This is a genomic window from Streptomyces sp. NPDC005492, from assembly GCF_040605995.1.
Taxonomy (GTDB): Bacteria; Actinomycetota; Actinomycetes; order Streptomycetales; family Streptomycetaceae; genus Streptomyces.
Genome location: NZ_JBEXDX010000055.1, coordinates 1 through 23,200, shown reverse-complemented (window position 1 = coordinate 23,200; position 23,200 = coordinate 1). Strand labels below are relative to the sequence as shown.

The 23,200-nt window shown below is 67.5% G+C and carries 19 protein-coding genes; 9 read left to right on the top strand and 10 right to left on the bottom strand.

What is annotated here, in order from left to right:
- Positions 1–20: 20 nt before the first annotated feature.
- On the bottom strand, positions 21–2,423 hold the full coding sequence (locus tag ABZT04_RS40400; protein WP_356064146.1) for a DUF6049 family protein: 2,403 nt from the start codon (positions 2,421–2,423) through the stop codon (positions 21–23).
- A gap of 258 nt (positions 2,424–2,681) precedes the next feature.
- On the opposite strand from ABZT04_RS40400, the gene ABZT04_RS40395 reads away from it, so the two are divergent.
- Positions 2,682–4,124 carry a CCA tRNA nucleotidyltransferase gene (locus ABZT04_RS40395; RefSeq protein ID WP_356064144.1) on the top strand — a complete coding sequence of 481 codons (1,443 nt, stop codon included), beginning with the start codon at positions 2,682–2,684 and terminating at the stop codon, positions 4,122–4,124.
- Between the two features lie 102 nt (positions 4,125–4,226).
- On the opposite strand, the gene ABZT04_RS40390 is transcribed toward ABZT04_RS40395, so the two are convergent.
- From ABZT04_RS40390 to ABZT04_RS40375, 4 genes are all read right to left on the bottom strand, one after another.
- Positions 4,227–4,793: a hypothetical protein gene (locus ABZT04_RS40390; RefSeq protein ID WP_356064141.1), complete on the bottom strand. Its 567-nt coding sequence runs from the start codon at positions 4,791–4,793 to the stop codon at positions 4,227–4,229.
- Between the two features lie 120 nt (positions 4,794–4,913).
- Positions 4,914–6,191 (bottom strand): MFS transporter, encoded by a 1,278-nt coding sequence (locus ABZT04_RS40385; protein ID WP_356064138.1) that lies wholly within the window; start codon positions 6,189–6,191, stop codon positions 4,914–4,916.
- Between the two features lie 73 nt (positions 6,192–6,264).
- Complete coding sequence (locus tag ABZT04_RS40380; RefSeq protein WP_266432672.1) at positions 6,265–7,347, bottom strand: inositol-3-phosphate synthase; 1,083 nt, start codon at positions 7,345–7,347, stop codon at positions 6,265–6,267.
- Between the two features lie 44 nt (positions 7,348–7,391).
- Positions 7,392–8,078 (bottom strand): helix-turn-helix transcriptional regulator, encoded by a 687-nt coding sequence (locus ABZT04_RS40375; protein ID WP_356064133.1) that lies wholly within the window; start codon positions 8,076–8,078, stop codon positions 7,392–7,394.
- 741 nt (positions 8,079–8,819) lie between these two features.
- Between ABZT04_RS40375 and ABZT04_RS40370 the strand changes: the two genes are divergently transcribed.
- Both ABZT04_RS40370 and ABZT04_RS40365 read left to right on the top strand, forming a co-directional pair.
- Positions 8,820–11,063 carry a transglycosylase domain-containing protein gene (locus ABZT04_RS40370; RefSeq protein WP_356064131.1) on the top strand — a complete coding sequence of 748 codons (2,244 nt, stop codon included), beginning with the start codon at positions 8,820–8,822 and terminating at the stop codon, positions 11,061–11,063.
- 107 nt (positions 11,064–11,170) lie between these two features.
- On the top strand, positions 11,171–12,670 hold the full coding sequence (locus tag ABZT04_RS40365) for a glycosyltransferase 87 family protein (protein WP_356064128.1): 1,500 nt from the start codon (positions 11,171–11,173) through the stop codon (positions 12,668–12,670).
- Positions 12,671–12,752: 82 nt separating this feature from the next.
- Here the strand turns inward: ABZT04_RS40365 and ABZT04_RS40360 are convergent, their stop codons facing one another.
- From ABZT04_RS40360 to ABZT04_RS40350, 3 genes are all read right to left on the bottom strand, one after another.
- On the bottom strand, positions 12,753–13,784 hold the full coding sequence (locus ABZT04_RS40360; RefSeq protein WP_356064125.1) for an alanine racemase: 1,032 nt from the start codon (positions 13,782–13,784) through the stop codon (positions 12,753–12,755).
- Positions 13,785–13,867: 83 nt separating this feature from the next.
- Positions 13,868–14,989: a peptidoglycan bridge formation glycyltransferase FemX gene (femX, locus tag ABZT04_RS40355; RefSeq protein WP_356064123.1), complete on the bottom strand. Its 1,122-nt coding sequence runs from the start codon at positions 14,987–14,989 to the stop codon at positions 13,868–13,870.
- 179 nt (positions 14,990–15,168) lie between these two features.
- Positions 15,169–15,483, bottom strand: a complete 315-nt coding sequence (locus tag ABZT04_RS40350) for a hypothetical protein (protein WP_355919981.1) — start codon at positions 15,481–15,483, stop codon at positions 15,169–15,171.
- A gap of 276 nt (positions 15,484–15,759) precedes the next feature.
- Here ABZT04_RS40350 and rpsF point away from each other — a divergent pair, with 276 nt between their 5' ends.
- From rpsF to rplI, 4 genes are all read left to right on the top strand, one after another.
- A complete protein-coding gene (gene rpsF, locus ABZT04_RS40345) occupies positions 15,760–16,050 on the top strand; it encodes a 30S ribosomal protein S6 (protein WP_006604399.1) in 291 nt (96 codons plus the stop codon).
- Between the two features lie 72 nt (positions 16,051–16,122).
- Positions 16,123–16,728 carry a single-stranded DNA-binding protein gene (locus tag ABZT04_RS40340; RefSeq protein ID WP_356064120.1) on the top strand — a complete coding sequence of 202 codons (606 nt, stop codon included), beginning with the start codon at positions 16,123–16,125 and terminating at the stop codon, positions 16,726–16,728.
- 57 nt (positions 16,729–16,785) lie between these two features.
- Complete coding sequence (gene rpsR, locus ABZT04_RS40335) at positions 16,786–17,022, top strand: 30S ribosomal protein S18 (RefSeq protein ID WP_006381652.1); 237 nt, start codon at positions 16,786–16,788, stop codon at positions 17,020–17,022.
- Positions 17,023–17,040: 18 nt separating this feature from the next.
- On the top strand, positions 17,041–17,487 hold the full coding sequence (gene rplI, locus ABZT04_RS40330) for a 50S ribosomal protein L9 (RefSeq protein ID WP_019073380.1): 447 nt from the start codon (positions 17,041–17,043) through the stop codon (positions 17,485–17,487).
- 167 nt (positions 17,488–17,654) lie between these two features.
- Here the strand turns inward: rplI and ABZT04_RS40325 are convergent, their stop codons facing one another.
- Positions 17,655–18,992: an MATE family efflux transporter gene (locus tag ABZT04_RS40325; RefSeq protein WP_356064116.1), complete on the bottom strand. Its 1,338-nt coding sequence runs from the start codon at positions 18,990–18,992 to the stop codon at positions 17,655–17,657.
- A gap of 460 nt (positions 18,993–19,452) precedes the next feature.
- On the opposite strand from ABZT04_RS40325, the gene dnaB reads away from it, so the two are divergent.
- Positions 19,453–20,931, top strand: a complete 1,479-nt coding sequence (gene dnaB / locus ABZT04_RS40320; protein ID WP_356064113.1) for a replicative DNA helicase — start codon at positions 19,453–19,455, stop codon at positions 20,929–20,931.
- 54 nt (positions 20,932–20,985) lie between these two features.
- Here dnaB and ABZT04_RS40315 read toward each other — a convergent pair whose 3' ends face one another.
- A complete protein-coding gene (locus ABZT04_RS40315; RefSeq protein WP_356064110.1) occupies positions 20,986–21,552 on the bottom strand; it encodes a dihydrofolate reductase family protein in 567 nt (188 codons plus the stop codon).
- A gap of 213 nt (positions 21,553–21,765) precedes the next feature.
- Here ABZT04_RS40315 and ABZT04_RS40310 point away from each other — a divergent pair, with 213 nt between their 5' ends.
- Complete coding sequence (locus tag ABZT04_RS40310; protein ID WP_356064107.1) at positions 21,766–23,151, top strand: serine hydrolase domain-containing protein; 1,386 nt, start codon at positions 21,766–21,768, stop codon at positions 23,149–23,151.
- Positions 23,152–23,200: the final 49 nt, after the last annotated feature.

Sequence of the window (23,200 nt, the reverse complement as noted above, 5' to 3'; positions counted from 1 at the left end):
CCCACCGGCCACGACATCGCTCAACGGTCCACTCTCTCACCCGTGCCGGACGGGTCGGCGCTTTCCGGTGCGGTGTCCGGTGTCGGGTCACTCGGGTGCTCCGGGTCGTCTGCCCGGGACGGAGTGCCGGACTCCTCCTTGAGACGGTCTTGGGCACCTTCGGGGTTCTCCGGACCGTCGGGATCCTCGGCCGCTCCGTCGTCGGGCCCGTCGGGACCCTCCTCCTCCGCCTGGCGGGCGACGGCCCGCTTGCGGTGGGTGTACATGCGGAAGCCGGCGAGGACGAGGAGCAGGACACCGCCGCCGATGACCAGCATCACCGTGGCGGTGACCTCGGTGACCTTCACGTCGAACCGGACGGCCTGCCCGTACTCCTGGCCGTCCTGCGTGAACAGTTGGGCGACCACCTCTACCTTGCCGTTGGCGTTGGCCGACGTGGTGAACTTCACCGACTGGCTGTGTCCGCCGTTCACCGTGACCTGCTGCTCCGTGTAGGCCTTGCCGCCGATCTTCAGTCGGGTGGGGCTCGTCGAGGTGAGGCGCAGGACCAGGTGGCCGACGCCCTGCACCAGGTTGTTCTGCACGGTCACGGGGATCGTGGCGCTGCGGCCCGAGAGCTTGGTCTCGGACTTGTCGATCAGCTTGACCTGGTCGGTGAGGTCTTCGAGGTAGTCCAGCACGCCCTGGCGGAAGTTCGTGGCCTCCCCGGCCTCCCCGCGCCACGACGTGGACATCCCACGGTTCATGGCCCGCCCGAAGGGGGTCACCACCCGGGACTCGTCGGTGAGGATCACGCGGAAGTTGTCGAGCTTGTCCTGGGTGGTCGCGATCTCCTCGAAGGCGGACTTCGGCAGCTCCTGCTTGCGCAGCGAGGAGGGGTACGCGGAGGACGACGGGACCTTGGTGGTGGCGCTCGGGTCCGGCTTGGCCTTGGCCGCCGCGGCGAGATCCTGCGACTCGCTCCACTCGCTGCCCTGGAGCGTCGTCAGTGCCTCGGCCATCGCCTGGGCCTGGCTCGCGGTCGGCATGCGCTGCGGCGCGACGACGATGCTGCGCTGCTTGTTCGTCTGCAGGTCGAGCGCCAGGCTCTGGGCGAGGAACCGCTGCTCCGCGAGCGTGGCGGACCCGGCCTTCGTCAGATCCCCCTCGAACGCCGTCGAGAGCCTCGCGTCCGCGACCACGGCCGTCGTACCACCGCCGATGGGCCGGGCCGCGGAGGGCGTGTACGGCAGCCCGGCGGTCTCCTGGAGGCTGTCGCTGCGGGCGATCACCTTGTCGGCGCCGGCCGAGGTGGCGACCTTGATGATCGACGGGTCCACGGCGCCGTTCACCGGCCAGGCGAAGTCCGTGCTCGGCGTCACGTGGAGCACCGTCTCCACGGTGCTGGCGGCGACGTCGGTGGCGTCCTTGAGGTGGCTCAGCGAGCCGGTGACGCTGGTGCCGTTGTGGGCGAGCGACGCCAGGTCCGGGTCGGCGAAGGGGAGGGCGACGACCTCCTTGTCCGCCACCGCCGACTGCAACTCGGCGAGCCACGCCTTGGCGACCGCCTGGTGGGTGCCCGTCGTCGTGGTGTCGCCGTCTCCCTGGATCCTGTAGCTGCGGGTCATCGCGTCCACGGAGGCCAGCAGGTCGGGGTCGATCACCCAGGTGACGTCGAGATCCTTGCCCAGCGACAGCATCTGGTCGAGCCGACCGCCCGGGGAGATCTCCTTCGCGAGGTCGTCGTTGAGGAAGACCGGCGTCTGCTGCTCGTTGGAACCCGTCTGCGCCGTCATGTGGACGCTGGAGACGAGCGGCCACAGATACGTCGTCTTCGTCCTCGTGTCCGCCTCGCCGGGCTGCCACGGCAGGAACGTCCGCTGGATGCCCAGCACCTGCTCCCACGGCCGCGCCGAGGTCTGGCCGGAGAGCGAGACAGCGAGCGGGTAGACGCCGTCGTCGCCGAGGTCCAGCTTGTCCACCGGTACGGAGAGCGTGAAGGGCTCGGCGACGCCCGGAGTGAGCTTGGAGAACTTCTCGGTGTACTTGTCGCCGACCTCCGAGCCGTCGACGCCCTGGATGTAGTCGGTGCGCTTGGCGACGGTGTCGATCGCGGAGCGGGTGGTCAGTGCCTGTCCCAGGCGCAGGCCCACGTGGGCGCCGGTGACCGCCTGCTTGCCGTTGTTCGTCACCGTCCCGGAGATCGTCAGTGTGTCGCCGTCCGTGGGGCTGCTGGGGCTGAACGTGTCCACGGAGACGGACACGGTCTGCGAGCCGGAGGCGGCCTGCGCGGACGTCTGCTCGGCCGCACCGGCGGGCGCGGCGGCGGACAACTGAAGGAGGCCGGCCAGCAGAGGCGCGCCGGCGAGCAGTGCGCCGGTGCGCCGCAGCCACCGGCGGGCAGGTGAGGGACTCATCCCCTGGAAGTCTGCCGCCTCGGCCACGCGCTCGCCCGTCCCTCGTCATCGTCAGTGGTCGTCGCAATGTGCGTCCACGCATGGTAACGATGCGCGCTGAGGGGAAGTGCCGCGGTCTGCTCCACAAGATCGGAGAACGTTGCCGGACCGTCCCGTATGTGTGCGTATCAAGGGGAGCGCTGGTGTACGTCGTAAGGGCGTCGCTTGTGCGGGTATCCGCGAACGTGCCTGTGCACATTTAATGGAGGCGCTCGCGGTGGCCCGGGCCACGTACCCTTTTCTGTTGTGCCGAACGCCAACGAAGACAGCCCCAGTGCCCCGAGCCAGGTGCAGTACCGCGCGGACAGCGAAGTGCTGCGGATGGCTCCCGTCACCGACGAACTCGCCCGCCGTTTCCAGGAGGCCGGGTTCTCCCTCGCCCTGGTCGGCGGCTCGGTGCGGGACAGGTTGCTGGGCCGGCTCGACAACGACCTGGACTTCACGACGGACGCACGACCCGAGGACGTACTGAAGATCGTCCGGCCGTGGGCGGACGCCGTGTGGGAGGTCGGGATCGCCTTCGGCACGGTGGGGGTGCAGAAGGACGGCTACCTGATCGAGGTGACCACATACCGGTCGGAGGCGTACGACCGGACCTCACGCAAACCCGAGGTGTCGTACGGAGACTCCATCGAGGAGGACCTCGTCCGGCGCGACTTCACGGTGAACGCGATGGCTGTCGCGCTTCCGGAGAAGGAGTTCGTCGATCCGTACGGCGGCCTCGACGACCTCGCGGCACGGGTGCTGCGGACCCCGGGCACTCCCGAGGCGTCCTTCTCGGACGATCCCTTGCGGATGATGAGGGCGGCACGGTTCGCCGCGCAGCTCGACTTCGAGGTCGCTCCCGAGGTCGTCGCTGCGATGAAGGAGATGTCCGGGCGGATCGAGATCGTCTCGGCCGAGCGGGTGCGGGACGAGCTGAACAAGCTGATCCTCTCCGCGAACCCCCGCAAGGGGCTGACCCTGATGGTCGACACCGGACTCGCGGACCACGTCCTGCCTGAGCTTCCCGCCCTCCGTCTGGAGAGCGACGAGCACCACCGGCACAAGGATGTCTACGAACACACGCTGATCGTTCTGGAGCAGGCGATGGAACTGGAGGAGAACGGTCCCGACCTCACCCTCCGCCTGGCCGCGCTGCTGCACGACATCGGCAAGCCGCGGACCCGCCGCTTCGAGAAGGACGGCCGGGTCTCGTTCCACCACCACGAGGTCGTCGGCGCGAAGATGACCAAGAAGCGCATGCTGGCGCTCAAGTACTCGAACGACCTGGTGAAGGACGTCTCACGCCTCGTCGAACTCCACCTGCGTTTCCACGGCTACGGCACCGGCGAGTGGACCGACTCGGCCGTCCGCCGCTATGTCCGTGACGCCGGCCCGCTCCTCGACCGCCTCCACAAGCTGACCCGCTCGGACTGCACCACACGGAACAAGCGCAGGGCCGCCACGCTGTCCCGTGCGTATGACGGGCTGGAAGAGCGGATCGCGCAGTTGCAGGAACGGGAGGAGCTGGACTCGATCCGCCCCGACCTCGACGGAAACCAGATCATGGAGATCCTGGGCGTCAGGCCCGGGCCGGTCATCGGTCGTGCCTACAAGTTCCTGTTGGAACTGCGGCTGGAGAACGGGCCGATGGAGCATGACGCGGCCGTGGCCGCACTCAAGGAGTGGTGGGCCTCGGAGAGCTGAGGCTGTGGAACAGGGTCATGTTTCACGTGAAACATGACCCGGACAGCAGCAGGGGCGGTGTTTCACGTGAAACATGAAACGCCGCCCCTCGCCGTGGCTGCCTTACTTCGAGTAGTCCTTCAGGCAGAGCAGGAAGTCGCTTCCGTCACCGCTCTCGGTGTACGTGTACTGGAAGTCCTTGGCCGCCGCCGTGCACTTGGTGTTGGCCTCGGCCTCGGCGTAGTTGCCGCTGATCTTGGCCAGCACCGTGTACTGGGCCTTCGAGTCGCTGCACTTCACGACCTCAAGGTCCGGGTTGGTGTCGCTGGTGCTGCCGCGGTGCATGCAGTCGCCGACCTTGGCGGTGTCGGCGTCGTCCTGGCTGGATATGACGCCATAGGCGATCCCTCCGACCGCGATCACGATGATCACGGCGAGGCGGATCATCTTGAAGCTGAACCTACGCCTCGGCTGCTGCGGGACCGGAGCGAAGGGGACTCCGCCCTGCGGAGGGAAGCCGGGCTGGCCGGGCTGCTGCGGGTAGCCGCCCTGGGGCGGGTACGGGGCCTGGGGCTGCGGCGGGTAGGGAGCCTGCGCCTGCGGCGGGTACGGGGCCTGGGCCTGGGGCTGGCCGTAGGGCTGCTGGCCCTGAGCGTATGGGTTCTGGCTCTGAGGCGGCGGAGTTGTCATTCGGGGTCCCCCCTGGAACGTGGGCGCATGGCGCGGCATGGCACGCGGCATGGTGCGAAGTAAGACGGACGTAAGTTACCGGCCCCCACTGACACCGCTGTGACCCGGATGGACTCCGTGTCAGTGATGTGACACTTTCTGGCGCTCAAAGCGGGCCATAGCCGCAGCAACCGCTCCGTAGACGACGGCGACCGTGATCACCAGCACCGCTGAGCGGCCGTCAGGGGGAAGCATGAGGGCGGCCATCGCCGCCGCGCCCACGAAAGCGACGTTGAACAGCACGTCGTAGACGGAGAAGATCCGGCCGCGGAAGCCGTCGTCGACCGAGAACTGCACGATCGTGTCCGTGGCGATCTTCGCGCCCTGTGCGGTCAGACCCAGGACGAAGGCCGCCGCCAGCATCGGGGTGGTGGCGAACGGGAGGCCGAGGGCCGGCACCAGGATCGCGGCTCCCGCGGCGCACACGGCGATCCAGCGGCTGGGGCCGAGCCGTCCCGCGGCCCAGGGCGTCACCACGGCCGCCACGAAGAAGCCGGCGCCGGACACCCCCAACGCCAGCCCCAGCAGGCGCAGTCCGTCGTTAGGGGTCGCGGACAGGGCGTACCGGCAGAGCATCAACAGCAGGACCGTCAGGGCGCCGTAGCAGAAGCGCATCAGGGTCATCGCGACGAGGGCCCGGACCGCCTCGCGGCGTTGTGGCGCGGCGAGGTGCCGTACCGCCGCCGTCAGGCCCCGGGCTGTGCCGGCGAGTGCCGTCGCCAGCCGGGGCCGGGTCAACGCCTGGTCGGGGCCGAGGAGTTCGGGGGCCATGCGCAGCGAGGTGAGGGCCGCGCACAGGTAGAGGGCCGCCCCCAGCAGCACCACGGCGGCGTCGGTGTCCGCGACCAGCAGCCGTACGAGAAAGGCGAGACCGCCGCCCAGGGTCGCCGCCAGCGTTCCGGCCGTGGGGGAAAGGGAGTTGGCGACGACGAGTCGCCCGTCGTCGACCACGCGAGGGAGTGCGGCGGAGAGGCCCGCGAGGACGAAGCGGTTGACGGCGGTCACGCACAGGGCGGAGACGTAGAAGAGCCAGTCGGGGACGTGGCTCACCATCAGGACGGCCGTTACCGCAGCCAGCAGAGCGCGCAGCAGGTTGCCGTAGAGGAAGACCTGGCGGCGGCGCCAGCGGTCCAGGAGGACGCCGGCGAACGGGCCGATCAGGGAGTACGGGAGGAGCAGTACCGCCATCGCGGAGGCGATCGCGCCGGCCGAGGTCTGTTTCTCCGGGGAGAAGACGACGTAGGCGGCGAGTGCGACCTGGTAGACGCCGTCCGCGCCCTGGGAGAGCAGGCGTACGGCGAGCAGGCGCCGGAAGCCCTGGAAGCGCAGGAGGATGCGCAGGTCACGGACGACGGCCATGGGCACAGCCTCACATACGTCGAGGGTCCCCGGGCGGGTGCCCCGGGGACCCTCGACGGCCGAACGGCGGGTCCTAGCGCTCGACCTCGCCCTTGATGAACTTCTCGACGTTGGCGAAGGCCTCGTCGTCGAAGTACTGGACCGGCGGGGACTTCATGAAGTAGCTCGACGCGGAGAGGATCGGGCCGCCGATGCCGCGGTCCTTGGCGATCTTCGCGGCGCGCAGGGCGTCGATGATGACACCCGCGGAGTTCGGGGAGTCCCAGACCTCCAGCTTGTACTCCAGGTTCAGCGGCACGTCGCCGAAGGCACGGCCTTCGAGGCGGACGTAGGCCCACTTGCGGTCGTCGAGCCACTGGACGTAGTCCGACGGGCCGATGTGGACGTTCTTCTCGCCCAGGTCGCGGTCCGGGATCTGCGAGGTGACGGCCTGCGTCTTCGAGATCTTCTTGGACTCCAGGCGGTCGCGCTCCAGCATGTTCTTGAAGTCCATGTTGCCGCCGACGTTGAGCTGCATCGTGCGCTCGAGGCGGACACCGCGGTCCTCGAACAGCTTCGCCATCACGCGGTGCGTGATGGTGGCGCCGACCTGCGACTTGATGTCGTCGCCGACGATCGGGACACCGGCCTCGGTGAACTTGTCGGCCCACTCCTTGGTGCCGGCGATGAAGACCGGGAGGGCGTTGACGAAGGCGACCTTGGCGTCGATGGCGCACTGGGCGTAGAACTTCGCCGCGTCCTCGGAACCGACGGGCAGGTAGCAGATCAGGACGTCGACCTGCTTGTCCTTGAGGACCTGGACCACGTCGACCGGGGTCTCGGCGGACTCCTCGATCGTCATGCGGTAGTACTTGCCCAGGCCGTCGAGGGTGTGACCGCGCTGGACCGTGACGCCCTTGTTCGGGACGTCGCAGATCTTGATGGTGTTGTTCTCACTGGCACCGATGGCGTCCGAGAGGTCGAGACCGACCTTCTTCGCGTCGACGTCGAAGGCGGCGACGAACTCGACGTCACCTACGTGGTAGTCGCCGAACTGGACGTGCATCAGACCGGGCACCTTGGCCGCCGGGTCGGCGTCCTTGTAGTACTCGACGCCCTGTACCAGTGAGGCGGCGCAGTTGCCCACGCCGACGATGGCTACGCGAACCGAACCCATTCCGGTTGCTCCCTGTGTGTGCGAGGTGAGGCCCTGACTGGACCTCATGTGGTGGTGTCATCGGACGGATCCGGCCCGGGGGTGGCACCCCCGAGCCGGGGCAGGCCGCCCGACTCCCCAGATGTGCTGTCCTGCTGAGCGGTGCCGTCCGGAGCGGGACCCTTGAGGTCCCGTCCGGCCCGCTCGCTTTCGATGAGCTCGTTCAGCCAGCGCACTTCGCGCTCCACGGACTCCATTCCGTGGCGCTGGAGCTCAAGGGTGTAGTCGTCGAGGCGCTCCCGGGTCCGGGCCAGGGAGGCACGCATCTTCTCCAGACGCTCCTCCAGCCGGCTGCGGCGGCCTTCCAGGACGCGCATGCGCACGTCGCGTGACGTCTGTCCGAAGAAGGCGAAACGAGCGGCGAAATGTTCGTCCTCGTATGCGTCGGGACCCGTCTGCGAGAGCAGCTCCTCGAAGTGCTCCTTACCTTCCGCGGTCAACCGGTAGACGATCTTGGCGCGGCGCCCCGCGAGTGAGGCGGTGAGGGCGTCCTCAGGAGTGTTCCCCGGCTCCTCGATCAACCAGCCGTTGGTGACCAGCGTCTTGAGGCAGGGATAGAGCGTCCCGTAGCTGAACGCACGGAACACACCCAGTGACGTGTTGAGTCGTTTGCGCAGCTCATAGCCGTGCATCGGGGATTCGCGGAGCAGGCCGAGGATGGCGAACTCGAGGATGCCGGAGCGTCGGCTCATCGTCGCCTCCTCCCTGTCCGTGGTCCGACCGTGACGGCCTTTATGCCGAGCTGATGTATCGACTCGATACATCCAGACGATAGAACGGCCTTCCGCATGCGACAAGTGGGGGCAGGGTGAGCGCCGTCACATCACCGATTCGTTGGAATCAAGTTGCCTGATTTGGGGTGAACTTCGGGGCTAAGCAGGTTTTGACGGTGCGTAGTCTGTGCGGCATGCACACCACCGGGAACCAAGTGACGCGTGGGGGCGTCAACGTCCCCGGTGCGGTACGGGTGAATGCAGCACCGACCACATCCGTACTTCGGGGGGACCGGAAACCAGCCGCCGTTTCCAGGCGCGCACGGGTGCGCCTGCCCGAGGAGTAATCGTTCGATGAGCGAGCACCGTCGCAAACCGCCGCAGCCGCAGGGAGGCGGACGTGCCGCGGACCGACGCGGCCAGTCCGGACCGACCTCCGGCCGCCGCGCGGCACCGCGAGGCGCCACCACCGGGTCTCCATCCGATTCCTATGGGTCCAACCCCGCTGAGTCGCAGGGTGAACAGCGTCAGTACGGCAGCCGGGCCGAGGCCCGTCGGGCCGCGCAGAGAGGCGGCGGCCGTCGCAGAGGGGCCGAGCCCGCCGGGCGCGGTCCTGGCGGCCCGAACGGGCCCGGTCGGGGCAGAGGACGTGCTCCCGCGCCCGGCAAGAAGCGGTTCATCGACTATCCGCGCTTCGGCAAGTACGGATGGCGCCGCTGGATGCCCTCCTGGAGGCTTGTCTCAGGCCTGTGCCTGTTCTTCTTCGGCAGCCTCGTGGCCGCGGTCGGTATCGGCTACGCGATGGTCGGCATCCCCAGCGAGAACACCGCGGCCAAGTCGCAGAACAACGTCTACTACTGGTCCAACGGCGACCAGATGGTCGCCACGGGCACCGGGGCGAACCGCCAGAACATCACCATCGACCAGATCCCCAAGGCCATGCAGTGGTCGGTGATCTCGGCCGAGAACAAGAGCTTCTACACGGACTCGGGCGTCGACCCCATGGGTATCGCTCGGGCCCTGGCCAACATGGCCCGGGGCGGTCAGACACAGGGTGGTTCGACGATCACCCAGCAGTTCGTGAAGAACACCTACCTGAGCCAGGAACAGACGGTCACCCGTAAGTTCAAGGAGATGTTCATCTCCATCAAGGTGGGCACGCAGCTCAGCAAGCAGCAGGTCCTGCAGGGCTATCTGAACACCTCGTACTACGGCCGCGGCGCCTACGGCATACAGGCAGCCGCGCAGACCTACTACGGCGTGGACGCGGTCAAGCTCACGCCGAGCCAGTGCGCCTTCCTCGCGGCACTGCTGAAGGGCCCGACGTACTACGACCCGATCGGCGCCACGAGCATCGACCCCGCGGCGACCGCCGATGCCAACCGCGTGCGTTCCAAGGCTCGCTGGAGCTGGATCCTCGAACAGATGCACAACGACAAGCGCATCACGGACGCCGAGTACCAGACGGCCATCAAGAAGTACCCCATGCCCCAGGGCCTGAAGGCGACCAAGGGCATGACCGGGCAGATCAGCTATCTCGTCGACACGGCCAAGAAGTACGTCCTGAACCACTCGGACATCTCGCAGACCGAGTTCGACCAGGGTGGCTTCCAGATCTACACGACCTTCCAGAAGGACAAGGTCAACGAGCTGAGCGCGGCCGTGAAGAAGGTCCAGAAGGAGCGCATCGACCCGAAGAAGCGGAACCTGGACAAGTACGTCCAGTTCGGCGCGGCGTCGGTGGTGCCCAACGACGGAGCGATCGTCGCCCTCTACGGCGGTGACGGCTACGAGAACGGCCACTTCACCAACAACGCCGACACCTCGGGTGTCCCGGTGGGTTCGACCTGGAAGCCCTTCGTGCTCGCCGCGGCCATGGAATACGGCACCTACAAGACCGACGGCGTCGGTATCTCGCCGCTCAGCAAGTACAACGGCAATGACCATCTGAAGGTCAGAAACCAGGACGGCTCGTACGTCCTGAACAAGGACAACTCGCTCTTCTACCAGAACAACGAGAGCGACCACGCCTGGGGCTACATCACGCTGCGAAAGGCGATGGAGCAGTCCATCAACACACCGTTCGTGCAGTTGGGCATGGATGTGGGGAACTCGAAGGTGCGGGACGTGGCCAAGGCCTCCGGCATCCTCGACGACAGCTTCGCCACGCTCAACGCGTCGTTCGCCATCGGTACGTCGACCCCGAGCGCGATCCGGATGGCCGACGCCTATGCGACGTTCGCCGCCTCGGGCAAGCAGGCGGACCCGTATTCGGTGACCGCGGTCAAGCGCGACGGCCAGCCGGTGTCCGGCTTCACCAAGCCGGCCGTGAAGCAGGCGATCCCGGACAACGTCGCGAACAACGTCACGGACACTCTTGAGAACGTCATCCAGAACGGTACGGCCGAGGGCGCGAAGGCTCTGGGCCGTACGGCGGCTGGCAAGACCGGTACCACCGACAGCAACAAGTCGGCCTGGTTCGTCGGCTACACCCGGCAGCTCTCGACGTCGATCGCGATGTTCAGGGAAGACCCCAAGAACGCCAAACTGCTCTCCATGAACGGCACGGCGGGAGTGGCGTCCATTCACGGTGGTGACATTCCCACGTCGATCTGGACCGAGTACATGGAGTCCGCGCTGAAGGGCAAGTCCGACCTCGGCTTCCCGGACGCGACCAAGATCGACAATGTGGAGGACGAGGCCGGTGCTCCGTCTCCCACTCCGACGATCGTGGTGACGCCGAGCGAGACGCCCAGTGAGACGCCTAGCGCGACGCCGAGTGAGACGCCGAGCGCGACACCTTCGGCGACCCAGTCCTGCCAGTTCAGTTGGCAGTGCAGCGACACCGGTGGCACCGACGGAGGTACGACGTCCTCACCGACGACCTCGGCCACTGCGACGGAAAGCAGCGGCACTAGTAGAGGCAACGGCAATGGGGGCATCTTCGGAGGCTCAAACGGTTAGCCGTCATATCGCCCGTCAAGGGTGTTTCACGTGAAACATGGGCCGTCGCATCCACCGGGTGCGGCGGCCCTCGGCGTACTCCTAGGTGCGTACGGCAGGATGTGCCCATGCCCAGTGCAGAACTGACGCCCACGAGCGTGCACGAGCCGGATCCGGTACGGCCGACCAAGGATGACGAGGTCGCCGCCGCTGGTAGTGAACTGATCGGTGGCCCCATCGGCCGACGCGCCCTCCTCGGGACGTCCTGGTGGACGCCCGTGCGGGTCGTCGCGCTGGTGGCGATCGGCATCTTCGCCCTCGGCCTGGTCCAGAAGGCGCCCTGCTACGACAGCGGGTGGTTCTTCGGCGCCAGCTCGCAGTACACGCACGCGTGCTACTCGGACATCCCGCACCTCTATCAGGGACGCGGTTTCGCCGACGGGCTCGTGCCGTACTTCGACAAGCTGCCCGGCGACATGCAGTACCTCGAATACCCGGTGCTGACCGGTGTGTTCATGGAGGTGGCCGCCTGGCTCACGCCGGGCAGCGGCAGCATCCAGCACCAGGAACAGTGGTACTGGATGGTCAACGCCGGGATGCTGATGGTGTGCGCGGCCGTCATTGTCGTATGCGTCAGCCGCACGCACGCCCGCCGGCCCTGGGACGGCCTGCTGGTCGCCCTGGCACCCGCCTTCGCACTGACCGCCACCATCAACTGGGACCTGCTGGCGGTCGCTCTGACGGCCGCGGCGATGCTGATGTGGTCGCGGGGCCGTGCACTCGCTTTCGGCGTCCTGTTGGGCCTTGCAACGGCCGCCAAGCTGTATCCCGTCTTCCTGCTCGGCCCGTTGTTCCTGCTGTGCTGGCGGGCGGGCAAGTGGCGGGACTTCGGGAAGGCGTTCGGCGGAACCGCAGTCGCCTGGCTGGCCGTGAACCTGCCGGTGATGCTCTTCGCCTTCGACGGGTGGTCGAAGTTCTATACGTTCAGCCAGGAACGGGGCGTCGACTTCGGGTCCTTCTGGCTGATCATGGCTCAGAAATCCACCGACCCGCTCAGCACCGACACGGTCAACACCTTGGCCACCTTGCTGATGCTGCTGTGCTGCGGAGGCATCGCGGCGCTCACGCTGACCGCTCCGCGTCGGCCGCGCTTCGCCCAACTGGCCTTCCTGATCGTCGCGGCGTTCATCGTGACCAACAAGGTCTACTCGCCGCAGTACGTTCTGTGGCTGGTCCCCCTGGCCGTGCTGGCCCGGCCGAAGTGGCGGGACTTCCTGATCTGGCAGGCGTGCGAGGTGGCGTACTTCCTGGGGATCTGGATGTACCTCGCGTACACGACCAGCGGAGACGCCCACAAGGGCCTGCCGACCGACGGCTACCACTGGGCCATCGGCCTGCACCTCGTGGGCACGCTCTACCTGTGTGCCGTGATCGTGCGCGACATCCTCATGCCGGAGCGGGACGTGGTGCGCCTGGCCGGCGACGACGACCCCTCGGGTGGTGTGCTCGACCGGGCGGAGGACGTGTTCGTGTTCGGGGCCGCGGCCCGTCCCGGACGTCACGCGGCCCCCTTCGACGGGCCGCAGGTGGACTGGGGCAGCGAAGGGCCGGCCAGCCCTTCGCTCTGAGCGAACAAGGTCGGGAGAGACCACGCGAAAGGCCGTACACGGAACCTTCCGTGTACGGCCTTTCGGCTTGTTCGGGAGCTGCTCAGCGATCCACGATGCGGTCGAACTGCGTGGTGGTGTGCCGCAGATGGGCCACCAGTTCCTCGCCGACCTTCGGCTCGGCCGCCTCCGCCGGTACGAACAGGATCGAGACCTGCATGTGCGGGGGCTCGGCGAACCAGCGCTGCTTGCCGTCCCAGACGAACGGCGAGAGGTTCCGGTTGACCGTGGCGAGGCCGGCGCGGGCGACGCCCTTGGCGCGCGGCATGACGCCGTGCAGCGCCTTGGGGGCCTCCAGGCCCACCCCGTGCGAGGTACCGCCCGCCACGACCACCAGATAGCCGTCCGAGGCCGCCTTCTGCTGTCGGTAGCCGAAGCGGTCGCCCTTGGAGACCCGGGTGACGTCCAGGACCGCCCCGCGGTACTCGGTGGCCTCGTGGTCCCCCAGCCACAGCCGGGTGCCGATACGGGCCCGGAAGCGGGTCTGTGGGAACTGCTGCTGCAGCCGCGCGAGTTCCTCGGCCTTGAGGTGGCTGACGAACATCGTGTGCAACGGCAGCCGGGCCGCACGCAGCCGGTCCATCCAGCCGATGACCTCCTCGACGGCGTCCGAGCCGTCGGTGCGGTCCAGCGGGAGGTGGATGGCGAAACCCTCCAGGCGGACGTTCTCTATGGCCGTGTGCAGTTGGGGCAGTTCCTGCTCGCTCACCCCGTGACGCTTCATCGAGGACATCACCTCGATCACCACACGGGCACCCACGAGGCCGTACACCCCGTCGATGGACGACACCGAGCGGATCACCCGGTCCGGCAGCGGTACGGGCTCCTCGCCGCGGCGGTACGGCGTCAGCACCAGCAGGTCACCACCGAACCAGTCCTTGATCCGGGCGGCCTCGTACGTCGTGCCGACGGCGAGGACGTCCGCGCCCAGGCGCGTCGCCTCCTCCGCCAGCCGCTCGTGCCCGAAGCCGTAGCCGTTGCCCTTGCAGACCGGGACGAGCCCGGGGAACTGCCCGGCAACATGCTTGTGATGCGCCCGCCAGCGCGCGGTGTCGACGTAGAGCGTGAGCGCCATGGCCGGACCTGGAACCTTTCTGGTGGCTGCGGTGTGTCAGAGGTGTGAGAGCTGTCGACGGTATCGAAGCGAGGACCGTGCGGTCAGCGGCGCGACATGTAGATGTCGAGCGCCTTGTGGAGCAGCTTGTTCAGCGGGAAGTCCCACTCGCCGAGGTACTCGGCGGCCTGTCCGCCGGTGCCCACCTTGAACTGGATCAGACCGAAGAGGTGGTCGGTCTCGTCCAGCGAGTCGGAGATGCCGCGCAGGTCGTAGACGGTGGCGCCGAGCGCGTAGGCGTCGCGCAACATCCGCCACTGCATCGCGTTCGAGGGCCGGACCTCACGCCCGATGTTGTCGGAGGCGCCGTAGGAGTACCAGACATGTCCGCCGACCACGAGCATCGTCGCCGCCGACAGGTTCACCCCGTTGTGCCGGGCGAAGTACAACCGCATCCGGTTGGGGTCCTCGGTGTTGAGGGCCGTCCACATACGCTGGAAGTACGACAGCGGGCGGGGCCGGAAGTGGTCGCGTACGGCCGTGATCTCGTACAGCCGCTGCCATTCCTCAAGGTCGTGGTAGCCGCCCTGGACGACCTCGACACCGGCCTTCTCGGCCTTCTTGATGTTGCGGCGCCACAACTGGTTGAAGTTCTTGTGGACCTCTTCCAGGGAGCGGTTCGCCAGCGGCACCTGGTAGACGTAGCGGGGCTGGACGTCGCCGAAGCCGGCGCCGCCGTCCTCGCCCTGCTGCCAGCCCATACGGCGCAGCTTGTCGGCCACCTCGAAGGCGCGCGGTTCGATGAAGTCGGCCTCGATGTCCCGCAGTCGCTTCACGTCCGGGTTCTGGATGCCCGCTTTGATGGAGGTGGCCTCCCAGCGCCGGATGATGACCGGCGGGCCCATCTTCACCGAGAAGGCGCCCTGGTGCTTGAGGTGGGCCAGCATGGGCTGGAGCCAGTCGTCCAGGTTCGGCGCGAACCAGTTGATGACCGGTCCCTCGGGCAGATAGGCCAAGTAGCGCTTGATCTTGGGGAGTTGCCGGTAGAGGACGAGTCCGGCGCCGACCAGCTCACCGGTCCTCTCGTCGAACCAGCCGAGGCTCTCGGAGCGCCACTCCGCCTTCACATCAGCCCATGCCGGGACCTGCATGTGGCTAGCCGAGGGCAGGCTCTGGATGAATGCCAGATGCTGCTCACGGCTGATGGTCCTCAGGGTCAGGCTCATTCGGGGCGCTCCTCGGGCTGGTGTGTCCCCATGGGTACAGGGGCTCCGGCTCTCGCGCCGAAGCCTACTGCGCCGTGCGAGCGCCCCGACTGGGCGTATGCAACCTTCGCCTCGGCCTGTCGGCCGCCGAGGCGTTCCGTGGTGTTTTACGCGGTGTTCTGAGTGCGGCTTTCGGGCCGTCAGCTGATGACGCCGCCGAACAGTCCGCCGTGGGCCATGCCGAGGAAGAATCCGACACCCGCGGCACCGAGACCCAGGATCAGGCCGAAGCGCTCCCTCGTCGTCTCGGAGATCCACTGCCCGTAGGCGCCGGTGAGGATCCCCAGCAGGCCGGTCCACGAGCTGAGCAGATGCAGGTGGTGGAAGAAGCCTGTGATGAACGCGGTCAGCCCGAGCACCAGGGTCACCGCGAGCAGCGTGTCCTGGAGCGGATGGGGCTTGCCGTCTGTGGCGAAAAGAGAACCGGCGGTGTTGGGTCGCAATGCCTGTGCCATGTGGCACCTCCTGCGGAAGGCGGCGCGTCGTCGCGCCGGACACACCCGATGTGTACAGATTGACGCTCTCCGCCACCGGATTTCAACCGGAAGGCTGTGTGCGGGTACTCTGTACCCTCTGCACCGGTGTCTGCCCATGCCACGGCTCGGAATCCCCGTAAGGGGCACCCGATGTCAGTGGCGGCTGTTTTACTGGCACACACTGTTGCTTACGCATCACAACCCTCCTGCCACGGATCGACCGTGGCCGCTGAGTCCAAAGGAGGTGGGTTCCACATGCGTCACTACGAGGTGATGGTCATCCTCGACCCCGATCTGGAGGAGCGCGCTGTCTCCCCCCTGATCGAGAACTTCCTCTCCGTCGTCCGTGAGGGCAACGGAAAGGTCGAGAAGGTCGACACCTGGGGCCGTCGTCGTCTCTCGTACGAGATCAAGAAGAAGCCCGAGGGCATCTACTCGGTCATCGACCTGCAGGCCGAGCCTGCGGTTGTCAAGGAGCTCGACCGCCAGATGAACCTGAACGAGTCGGTCCTCCGGACCAAGGTCCTCCGCCCCGAGACCCACTGAACTTCCTAGTTCAGCGGTACTTGGGATTCGAGTAGCAGCAACCCCGCAGCAAAACCGCCGAGAGGTTCCCCCATGGCAGGCGAGACCGTCATCACCGTCGTCGGAAACCTGACCGACGATCCCGAGCTGCGCTTCACCCCGTCCGGCGCTGCCGTCGCGAACTTCACGATCGCGTCGACGCCCCGGACATTCGATCGCCAGGCCAACGAGTGGAAGGACGGCGACGCGCTGTTCCTCCGTGCGTCGATCTGGCGTCAGGCCGCAGAGAACGTCGCCGAGTCGCTGACGCGCGGTATGCGCGTCGTCGCTCAGGGACGACTGCGGCAGCGTTCGTACGAGACCCAGCAGGGCGAGAAGCGAACGGTCGTGGAGCTCGAGGTCGACGAGATCGGCCCCTCGCTGCGCTACGCGACGGCCAAGGTCACCAAGACCCCCGGTGGTCGTGGCGGTGGCCAGGGCGGTGGCGGTGGCTACGGCGGCGGCGGCGGCCAGCAGGGTGGCGGTGGCTGGGGTGGAAACTCCGGCGGCGGTCAGCCGGCCGGCGGTGCTCCCGCCGATGACCCGTGGGCCAGCGGCGCTCCCGCCGGTGGCAACCAGGGCGGCGGCGGTGGCGGCTGGGGTGGAAACTCCGGCGGCTCCGGCGGTGGCGGCGGCTACTCGGACGAGCCCCCCTTCTAGGCCTTCGGGCCGAGGGTGGGTCGTACCCACACTTCTTGATCACACAGGAGATACACCATGGCGAAGCCGCCTGTGCGCAAGCCGAAGAAGAAGGTCTGCGCATTCTGCAAGGACAAGGTCCAGTACGTGGACTACAAGGACACGAACATGCTGCGGAAGTTCATTTCCGACCGCGGCAAGATCCGTGCCCGCCGGGTGACCGGCAACTGCACGCAGCACCAGCGTGACGTCGCCACGGCTGTGAAGAACAGCCGTGAGATGGCGCTGCTGCCCTACACCTCCACCGCGCGATAAGGGAAGGGTGACCGACTAATGAAGATCATCCTCACCCACGAGGTCTCCGGCCTCGGTGCCGCGGGCGACGTCGTCGACGTCAAGGACGGTTACGCTCGCAACTACCTGATCCCGCGGAAGTTCGCTATCCGCTGGACCAAGGGTGGCGAGAAGGACGTCGAGCAGATCCGTCGTGCTCGCAAGATCCACGAGATCCAGACCATCGAGCAGGCCAACTCCGTGAAGGCCCAGCTCGAAGGAGTCAAGGTTCGTCTGGCCGTCCGCTCCGGCGACGCCGGTCGTCTCTTCGGTTCCGTCACCCCGGCCGACATCGCTTCCGCGATCAAGGCTTCCGGTGGCCCCGAGGTCGACAAGCGTCGTATCGAGCTGTCTGCCCCGATCAAGACCCTGGGCGCCCACGAGACGTCCGTGCGTCTGCACCCCGAGGTTGCCGCCAAGGTCAACATCGAGGTCATCGCGGCCTGACCGCTGCGCTCGGCATAGCTGAGAGAGGGGCCGCACCCGTTGGGGTGCGGCCCCTCTGCCGTGTCCGGGACGGCACGACGTCGGCCCGTGCGGTGGGTTCGATGCTGCGCTACAGCCCGCATGTTTCACGTGAAACGTGGCGGCGTGCGGTGTTTCACGTGAAACAGTCAGCGGGTTGCGCCCGTGACGACCCAGCGGCCCGAGCGGGCTCGCAGCAAGAGGGTCAGCATGCGCACCGCCATCATCAGGGTCATCGCTCCCCAGAGTGCGGTCAGTCCGCCGCCAAGGGTCGGTACGAGCAGGGCCACCGGGGCGAAGACCGCCAGGGTCACCAGCATCGCCCCCGCGAGATAGGGGCCGTCCCCCGCGCCCATCAGCACTCCATCCAGGACGAAGACGACACCGCAGATGGGTTGCGAGAGCGCCACCATGATCAAGGCGGGCAGGGCGGTGTCCTTGACGGTGGGGTCGCTGGTGAACAGGGGGAGGAAGAGCGGGCGGGACAGGATCACCAGGAGGCCGAGCACTACTCCGACTGCGATGCCCCACTGCACCATGCGACGGCATGCGGCTCGGGTGCCCTGGGGGTCGTTCGCGCCGAGGTAGCGACCGATGATGGCCTGGCCTGCGATCGCGATGGCGTCGAGTGCCATGGCCAGCAGTGACCACAGGGACAGGATGATCTGGTGCGCGGCTATGTCGGCGTCTCCGAGGCGGGCGGCGACGGCCGTGGCGATCAGGAGAATCGCTCTCAGGGAAAGGGTGCGCACGAGGAGAGGTGCGCCGGCCTGTGCCGAGGCTTTGATTCCTGCGACGTCGGGCCTGAGAGAGGCGCCGTGCCGGTGGGCTCCGCGGACAACCACGAAGAGATAGACGGCAGCCATGCCCCATTGGGCGATGACGGTGCCCCAGGCGGAGCCGGCAATGCCGAGGTCGGCACCATAGACCAGCCCCACATTGAGGGCCGCGTTGGCGATGAACCCTGAGATGGCGACGTACAGCGGCGTCCTGGTGTTCTGCAGCCCACGTAGAACACCGGTGGCGGCGAGCACGATCAGCATGGCCGGGATGCCGATGGCGGAGATCCGCAGATAGGTCGTCGCGTAGGGGGCCGCGGTGTCCGAGGCGCCGAAGAGGTCGACCAGGGCTGGCGCCGAGGGGAGAACGACGGCTATGACGAGGGCGCCGATCAGCAGAGCGAGCCAGATGCCGTCCATGCCCTGGCGTATGGCTGCTTGGAGATCACCCGCGCCGACACGTCGGGCGACGGCCGCAGTGGTGGCGTAGGCGAGGAAGACGAAGACGCTCACGGCTGTCGTCAGGAGGGCGGAGGCCACCCCGAGTCCGGCGAGTTGGGCCGTACCGAGATGGCCGACGATCGCGCTGTCGGCCATGACGAAAAGGGGCTCGGCGACGAGTGCGCCGAAGGCCGGGACGGCCAGCATGACGATCTCTCGGTCGTGCTGTCGTCGAGTGGCCTTGGCGGCCGCAGGAGCCTGTGTCATGAGCACTAATCTAATCGTCCACAGGTAAGAGATGCAACTAGTCTGTGACCCTTACCTCCAGTCTCGCATCGTGTCCTCTCGCGCACTGTTCGAAGTGATCTTGATCCTGCTGGAGAAGTTTTTCTTCTGCACAGCCGGTGGATGGGGAAAGTGCAGGTCAGGTGGGCTGTGATCGAAGGGGCGGGGTCTTGTTCACAGGGCTGTCCACCGGGTCGTGCACAGGTTTTGGGGGGTTCTCCACAGCATCCGAGCCGTCGTCCACATGGCCTGTGGATAACCAGATTGGCTGACGGTGCCCGCGGGCCTACGGTGGACCGGCGCCCGCTCCGTCCGTCGGCCTGAGAACCATCACAAAACCGACGCGCCCGTACCGGAGTTGGGCGTCTCATTTGTCAGTGCCGTGCCGTAGAAATGAGGGGCACGGCGAGGTCCGCTCGGCGGACGGGAGGAGGTGGCTCGGTTGAGTATTTCCGAGCCCTTGGACGACCCGTGGGCCGAGAGCGGTCCAAGTGATCGTCTGCCTGCTTCCCGACGGCGCAGTGACGGGGGCCGGGGTCGCGACGAGCAGCACGACCGCGGCAGAGAGGGCGGCGAGTGGGAGGGCGCCGGCTCGGCGTTCGAACGTGTGCCGCCGCAGGACCTCGATGCGGAGCAGTCCGTACTCGGCGGCATGCTGCTGTCCAAGGACGCCATCGCCGATGTCGTCGAGGTCCTCAAGGGCCACGACTTCTACAAGCCCGCGCACGAGACGATCTACCAGGCGATCCTCGACGTCTACGCCAAGGGCGAGCCGGCCGACCCGATCACCATCGCCGCCGAACTCACCAAGCGCGGCGAGATCAACAAGGTCGGCGGCGCATCGTATCTGCACACGCTCGTCCAGACCGTGCCGACGGCCGCGAACGCGGAGTACTACGCGGAGATCGTCCATGAGCGGGCCGTCCTGCGGCGCCTGGTCGAGGCCGGTACGCGTATCACCCAAATGGGATACGCGGCCGACGACGACGTCGACGAGATCGTCAACCGCGCCCAGGCCGAGATCTACGCGGTCACCGAGCAGCGCACCAGCGAGGACTACCTTCCGCTCGGCGACATCATGGAGGGCGCACTCGACGAGATCGAGGCGATCGGCTCGCGCAGCGGCGAGATGACGGGTGTGCCCACCGGGTTCACGGACCTCGACTCGCTCACCAACGGTCTGCACCCGGGCCAGATGATCGTCATCGCGGCCCGTCCCGCCATGGGAAAGTCCACGCTGGCACTGGACTTCGCCCGCGCGGCGTCGATCAAGCACAATCTGCCGAGTGTCATCTTCTCCCTCGAAATGGGGCGCAACGAGATCGCGATGCGTCTGCTGTCCGCCGAGGCCCGCGTCGCTCTGCACCACATGCGCTCCGGCACCATGACCGACGAGGACTGGACCCGGCTGGCGCGTCGGATGCCCGAGGTGTCGTCCGCGCCGCTCTTCATCGACGACTCCCCGAACCTGTCGATGATGGAGATCCGCGCGAAGTGCCGCCGGCTCAAGCAGCGCAACGACATCAAGCTCGTGATCATCGACTATCTGCAACTGATGCAGGCCGGTGGCTCCAAGCGCTCCGAGAGCCGTCAGCAGGAGGTCTCGGACATGTCCCGTAATCTCAAGCTCCTGGCGAAGGAGCTGGAGGTGCCGGTGATCGCGCTCTCGCAGCTCAACCGTGGTCCCGAGCAGCGCACGGACAAGAAGCCGATGGTGTCCGACCTGCGTGAGTCCGGCTCCATCGAGCAGGACGCGGACATGGTCATCCTGCTGCACCGCGAGGACGCCTACGAGAAGGAGTCGCCGCGCGCGGGCGAGGCGGACATCATCGTGGGCAAGCACCGTAACGGCCCGACAGCGACGATCACCGTCGCCTTCCAGGGCCACTACTCCCGCTTCGTGGACATGGCGCAGACGTGACCGGGCGGTGCGGGGTGCGGGGCAAGGCCGCGGGCGGGAATGCGGTGCTGCTGCTCAGCGCCTCGTCTCGTACCTGGTCAGGACCACGCCGCCGGGGCACGTCCGCGTCTCCACCAGGTTCAGGTTCACCCAACTGTCCAGCGCGGTGAAGAACGGCGTGCCGCCGCCCACCAGGACCGGATGGGCGGCGATCACGTACTCGTCGATCAGCCCGGCGCGCATGGCCGCCCCGGCGAGCGTCGCGCCGCCGATGTTCATGGGGCCGCCGTCCTCGGCCTTGAGCCGGGTGATCTCCGCGATCGCGTCGCCGGTGACCAGGCGGGTGTTCCAGTCGACCTTGTCGATCGTCGAGGAGAACACCACCTTGGGTGTGTCCCGCCAGTTCCGCGCGAACTCGATCTGCGCCGGGGTGACGCCCGGCTGCTGGTCGCCGGTCGGCCAGTAGGAGCTCATCGTCTCCCACAGCTTGCGTCCATACAGCGACAGGCCACTCGCCTGCTCGTGGTCGAGCCACCACTGGAACAGCTCGTCGCTCGGCGGTCCGCTCCAGCCGATGTCGTCGCCGGGCGCGGCGATGTAGCCGTCCAGGGTCAGGTTCATGCCGTAGATCAGTTTCCGCATGGCTCAGCCTTCCGTCCGTGGGTGCCCGCCGTACAGACCGGCACGGCGCGGGGAACTCATCGGTGCGCTCGGTGAGACAGCCAAGAACGCCCAGGTCACACAAGATCGACATGTCACGAGCGGCGAGACCCTACAACTGTAGGCGGCCGACCTGGTGCCGTGTCCTGGGAAATGTGCTCGACGTGCGGCCGTTGCGCCGGATGGACTGGGGGCATGACGACATCTCAGGACGACTTGCTTCCCGGCACGCGCCGGGCGCTGCTGCACCGGATCGCTGTGGCCCAGGCCGAGGGGAGGGCGCCGTCGTTGGTCGCGGCGGTCGTGCGGGACGGGCGGGCGGTGTGGCACGGAGCGCGGACCTCGGTGGACGGGCACGGGCCGGACGAGAACGTGCAGTACCGGATCGGCTCGATCACCAAGACGTTCACCGCCGTCCTGGTGCTGCGGCTGCGGGACGAGGGCGTCTTCGATCTCGGTGACCCGCTGGAGAAGCATCTGCCCGGCACCGGTGCGGGGGAGGCCACCATCGCGCAACTCCTGGCGCACACCGGCGGGTTGGCGGCCGAATCGCCCGCACCCTGGTGGGAGCGGACGCCGGGCTCCCTGCGTCCGGAGCTCCGCGATGTGCTGGGTGAGCAGCCCCTGCTGCATCCGGTCGGCCGTCGGTTCCATTATTCGAACCCCGGCTACACCGTGTTGGGCGCTCTCGTCGAGGAACTGCGCGGAGCCCCGTGGGAGGACGTCCTACGGCGGGAAGTGCTCGAACCTCTGGGTCTCGACCGTACGAGTGCTCAGCCGCAGGTTCCGCACGCAGGTGGCTGGGCGGTGCATCCATGGGCCGACGCGCTGCTGCCGGAACCTGTCGAGGACCTCGGCCGGATGGCACCTGCCGGTCAACTCTGGTCCACCACCGGTGACTTGGCACGGTTCGCCGTGTTCCTGGCCAAGGGAGACGACCGGGTGCTGAGCGTGGAGTCCGTGCGGGAGATGCGGACGCCCGCGGCACCGGCCGAGGGGGCCGATGTCGTGGACGGTGCTGCCTACGGTCTCGGTCTGCAGATCCAGCACCGTGATGGCCGACTGCTCATCGGTCATTCCGGATCGCTGCCCGGCTTCCTGGCGAACCTGACCATCAGCCTGGCCGACGACGTCTCGGCCGTGGTGCTGGCCAACTGCACCTCCGGACCGCTGGTGGCATCGCTGGGTGCCGATCTCGTCCGTATCGTCGCCGAGGCCGAACCGAGGATTCCCGATCCGTGGCGCCCGATGCCCGAAGTCGACACCGCTGCACTGGATTTGGCGGGGCAGTGGTACTGGGGGACGCATGGCTTCGCCCTGCGGCTGACGGCCGATGGAGGGGCCTCGCTGGAGCCGCTGGCCGGCAGCGGCCGCCGTTCGCGCTTCCGTGCCAACGGTGACGGCACCTGGACAGGGCTGGAGGGGTACTACGCCGGAGAGCTCCTGAGGCCCGTACAGCGGCCGGACGGGTCCGTGAGCCACCTCGACCTCGGGTCATTCGTCTTCACGCGTCAGCCGTACGAGGAGGGTGCTTCTGTGCCGGGTGGGGTGGACCCGGAGGGGTGGCGAGGGATCAGTTAGCCGTCGTGGTCGGGGAGGCGCCATGTTTCACGTGAAACATGGCGCCTCC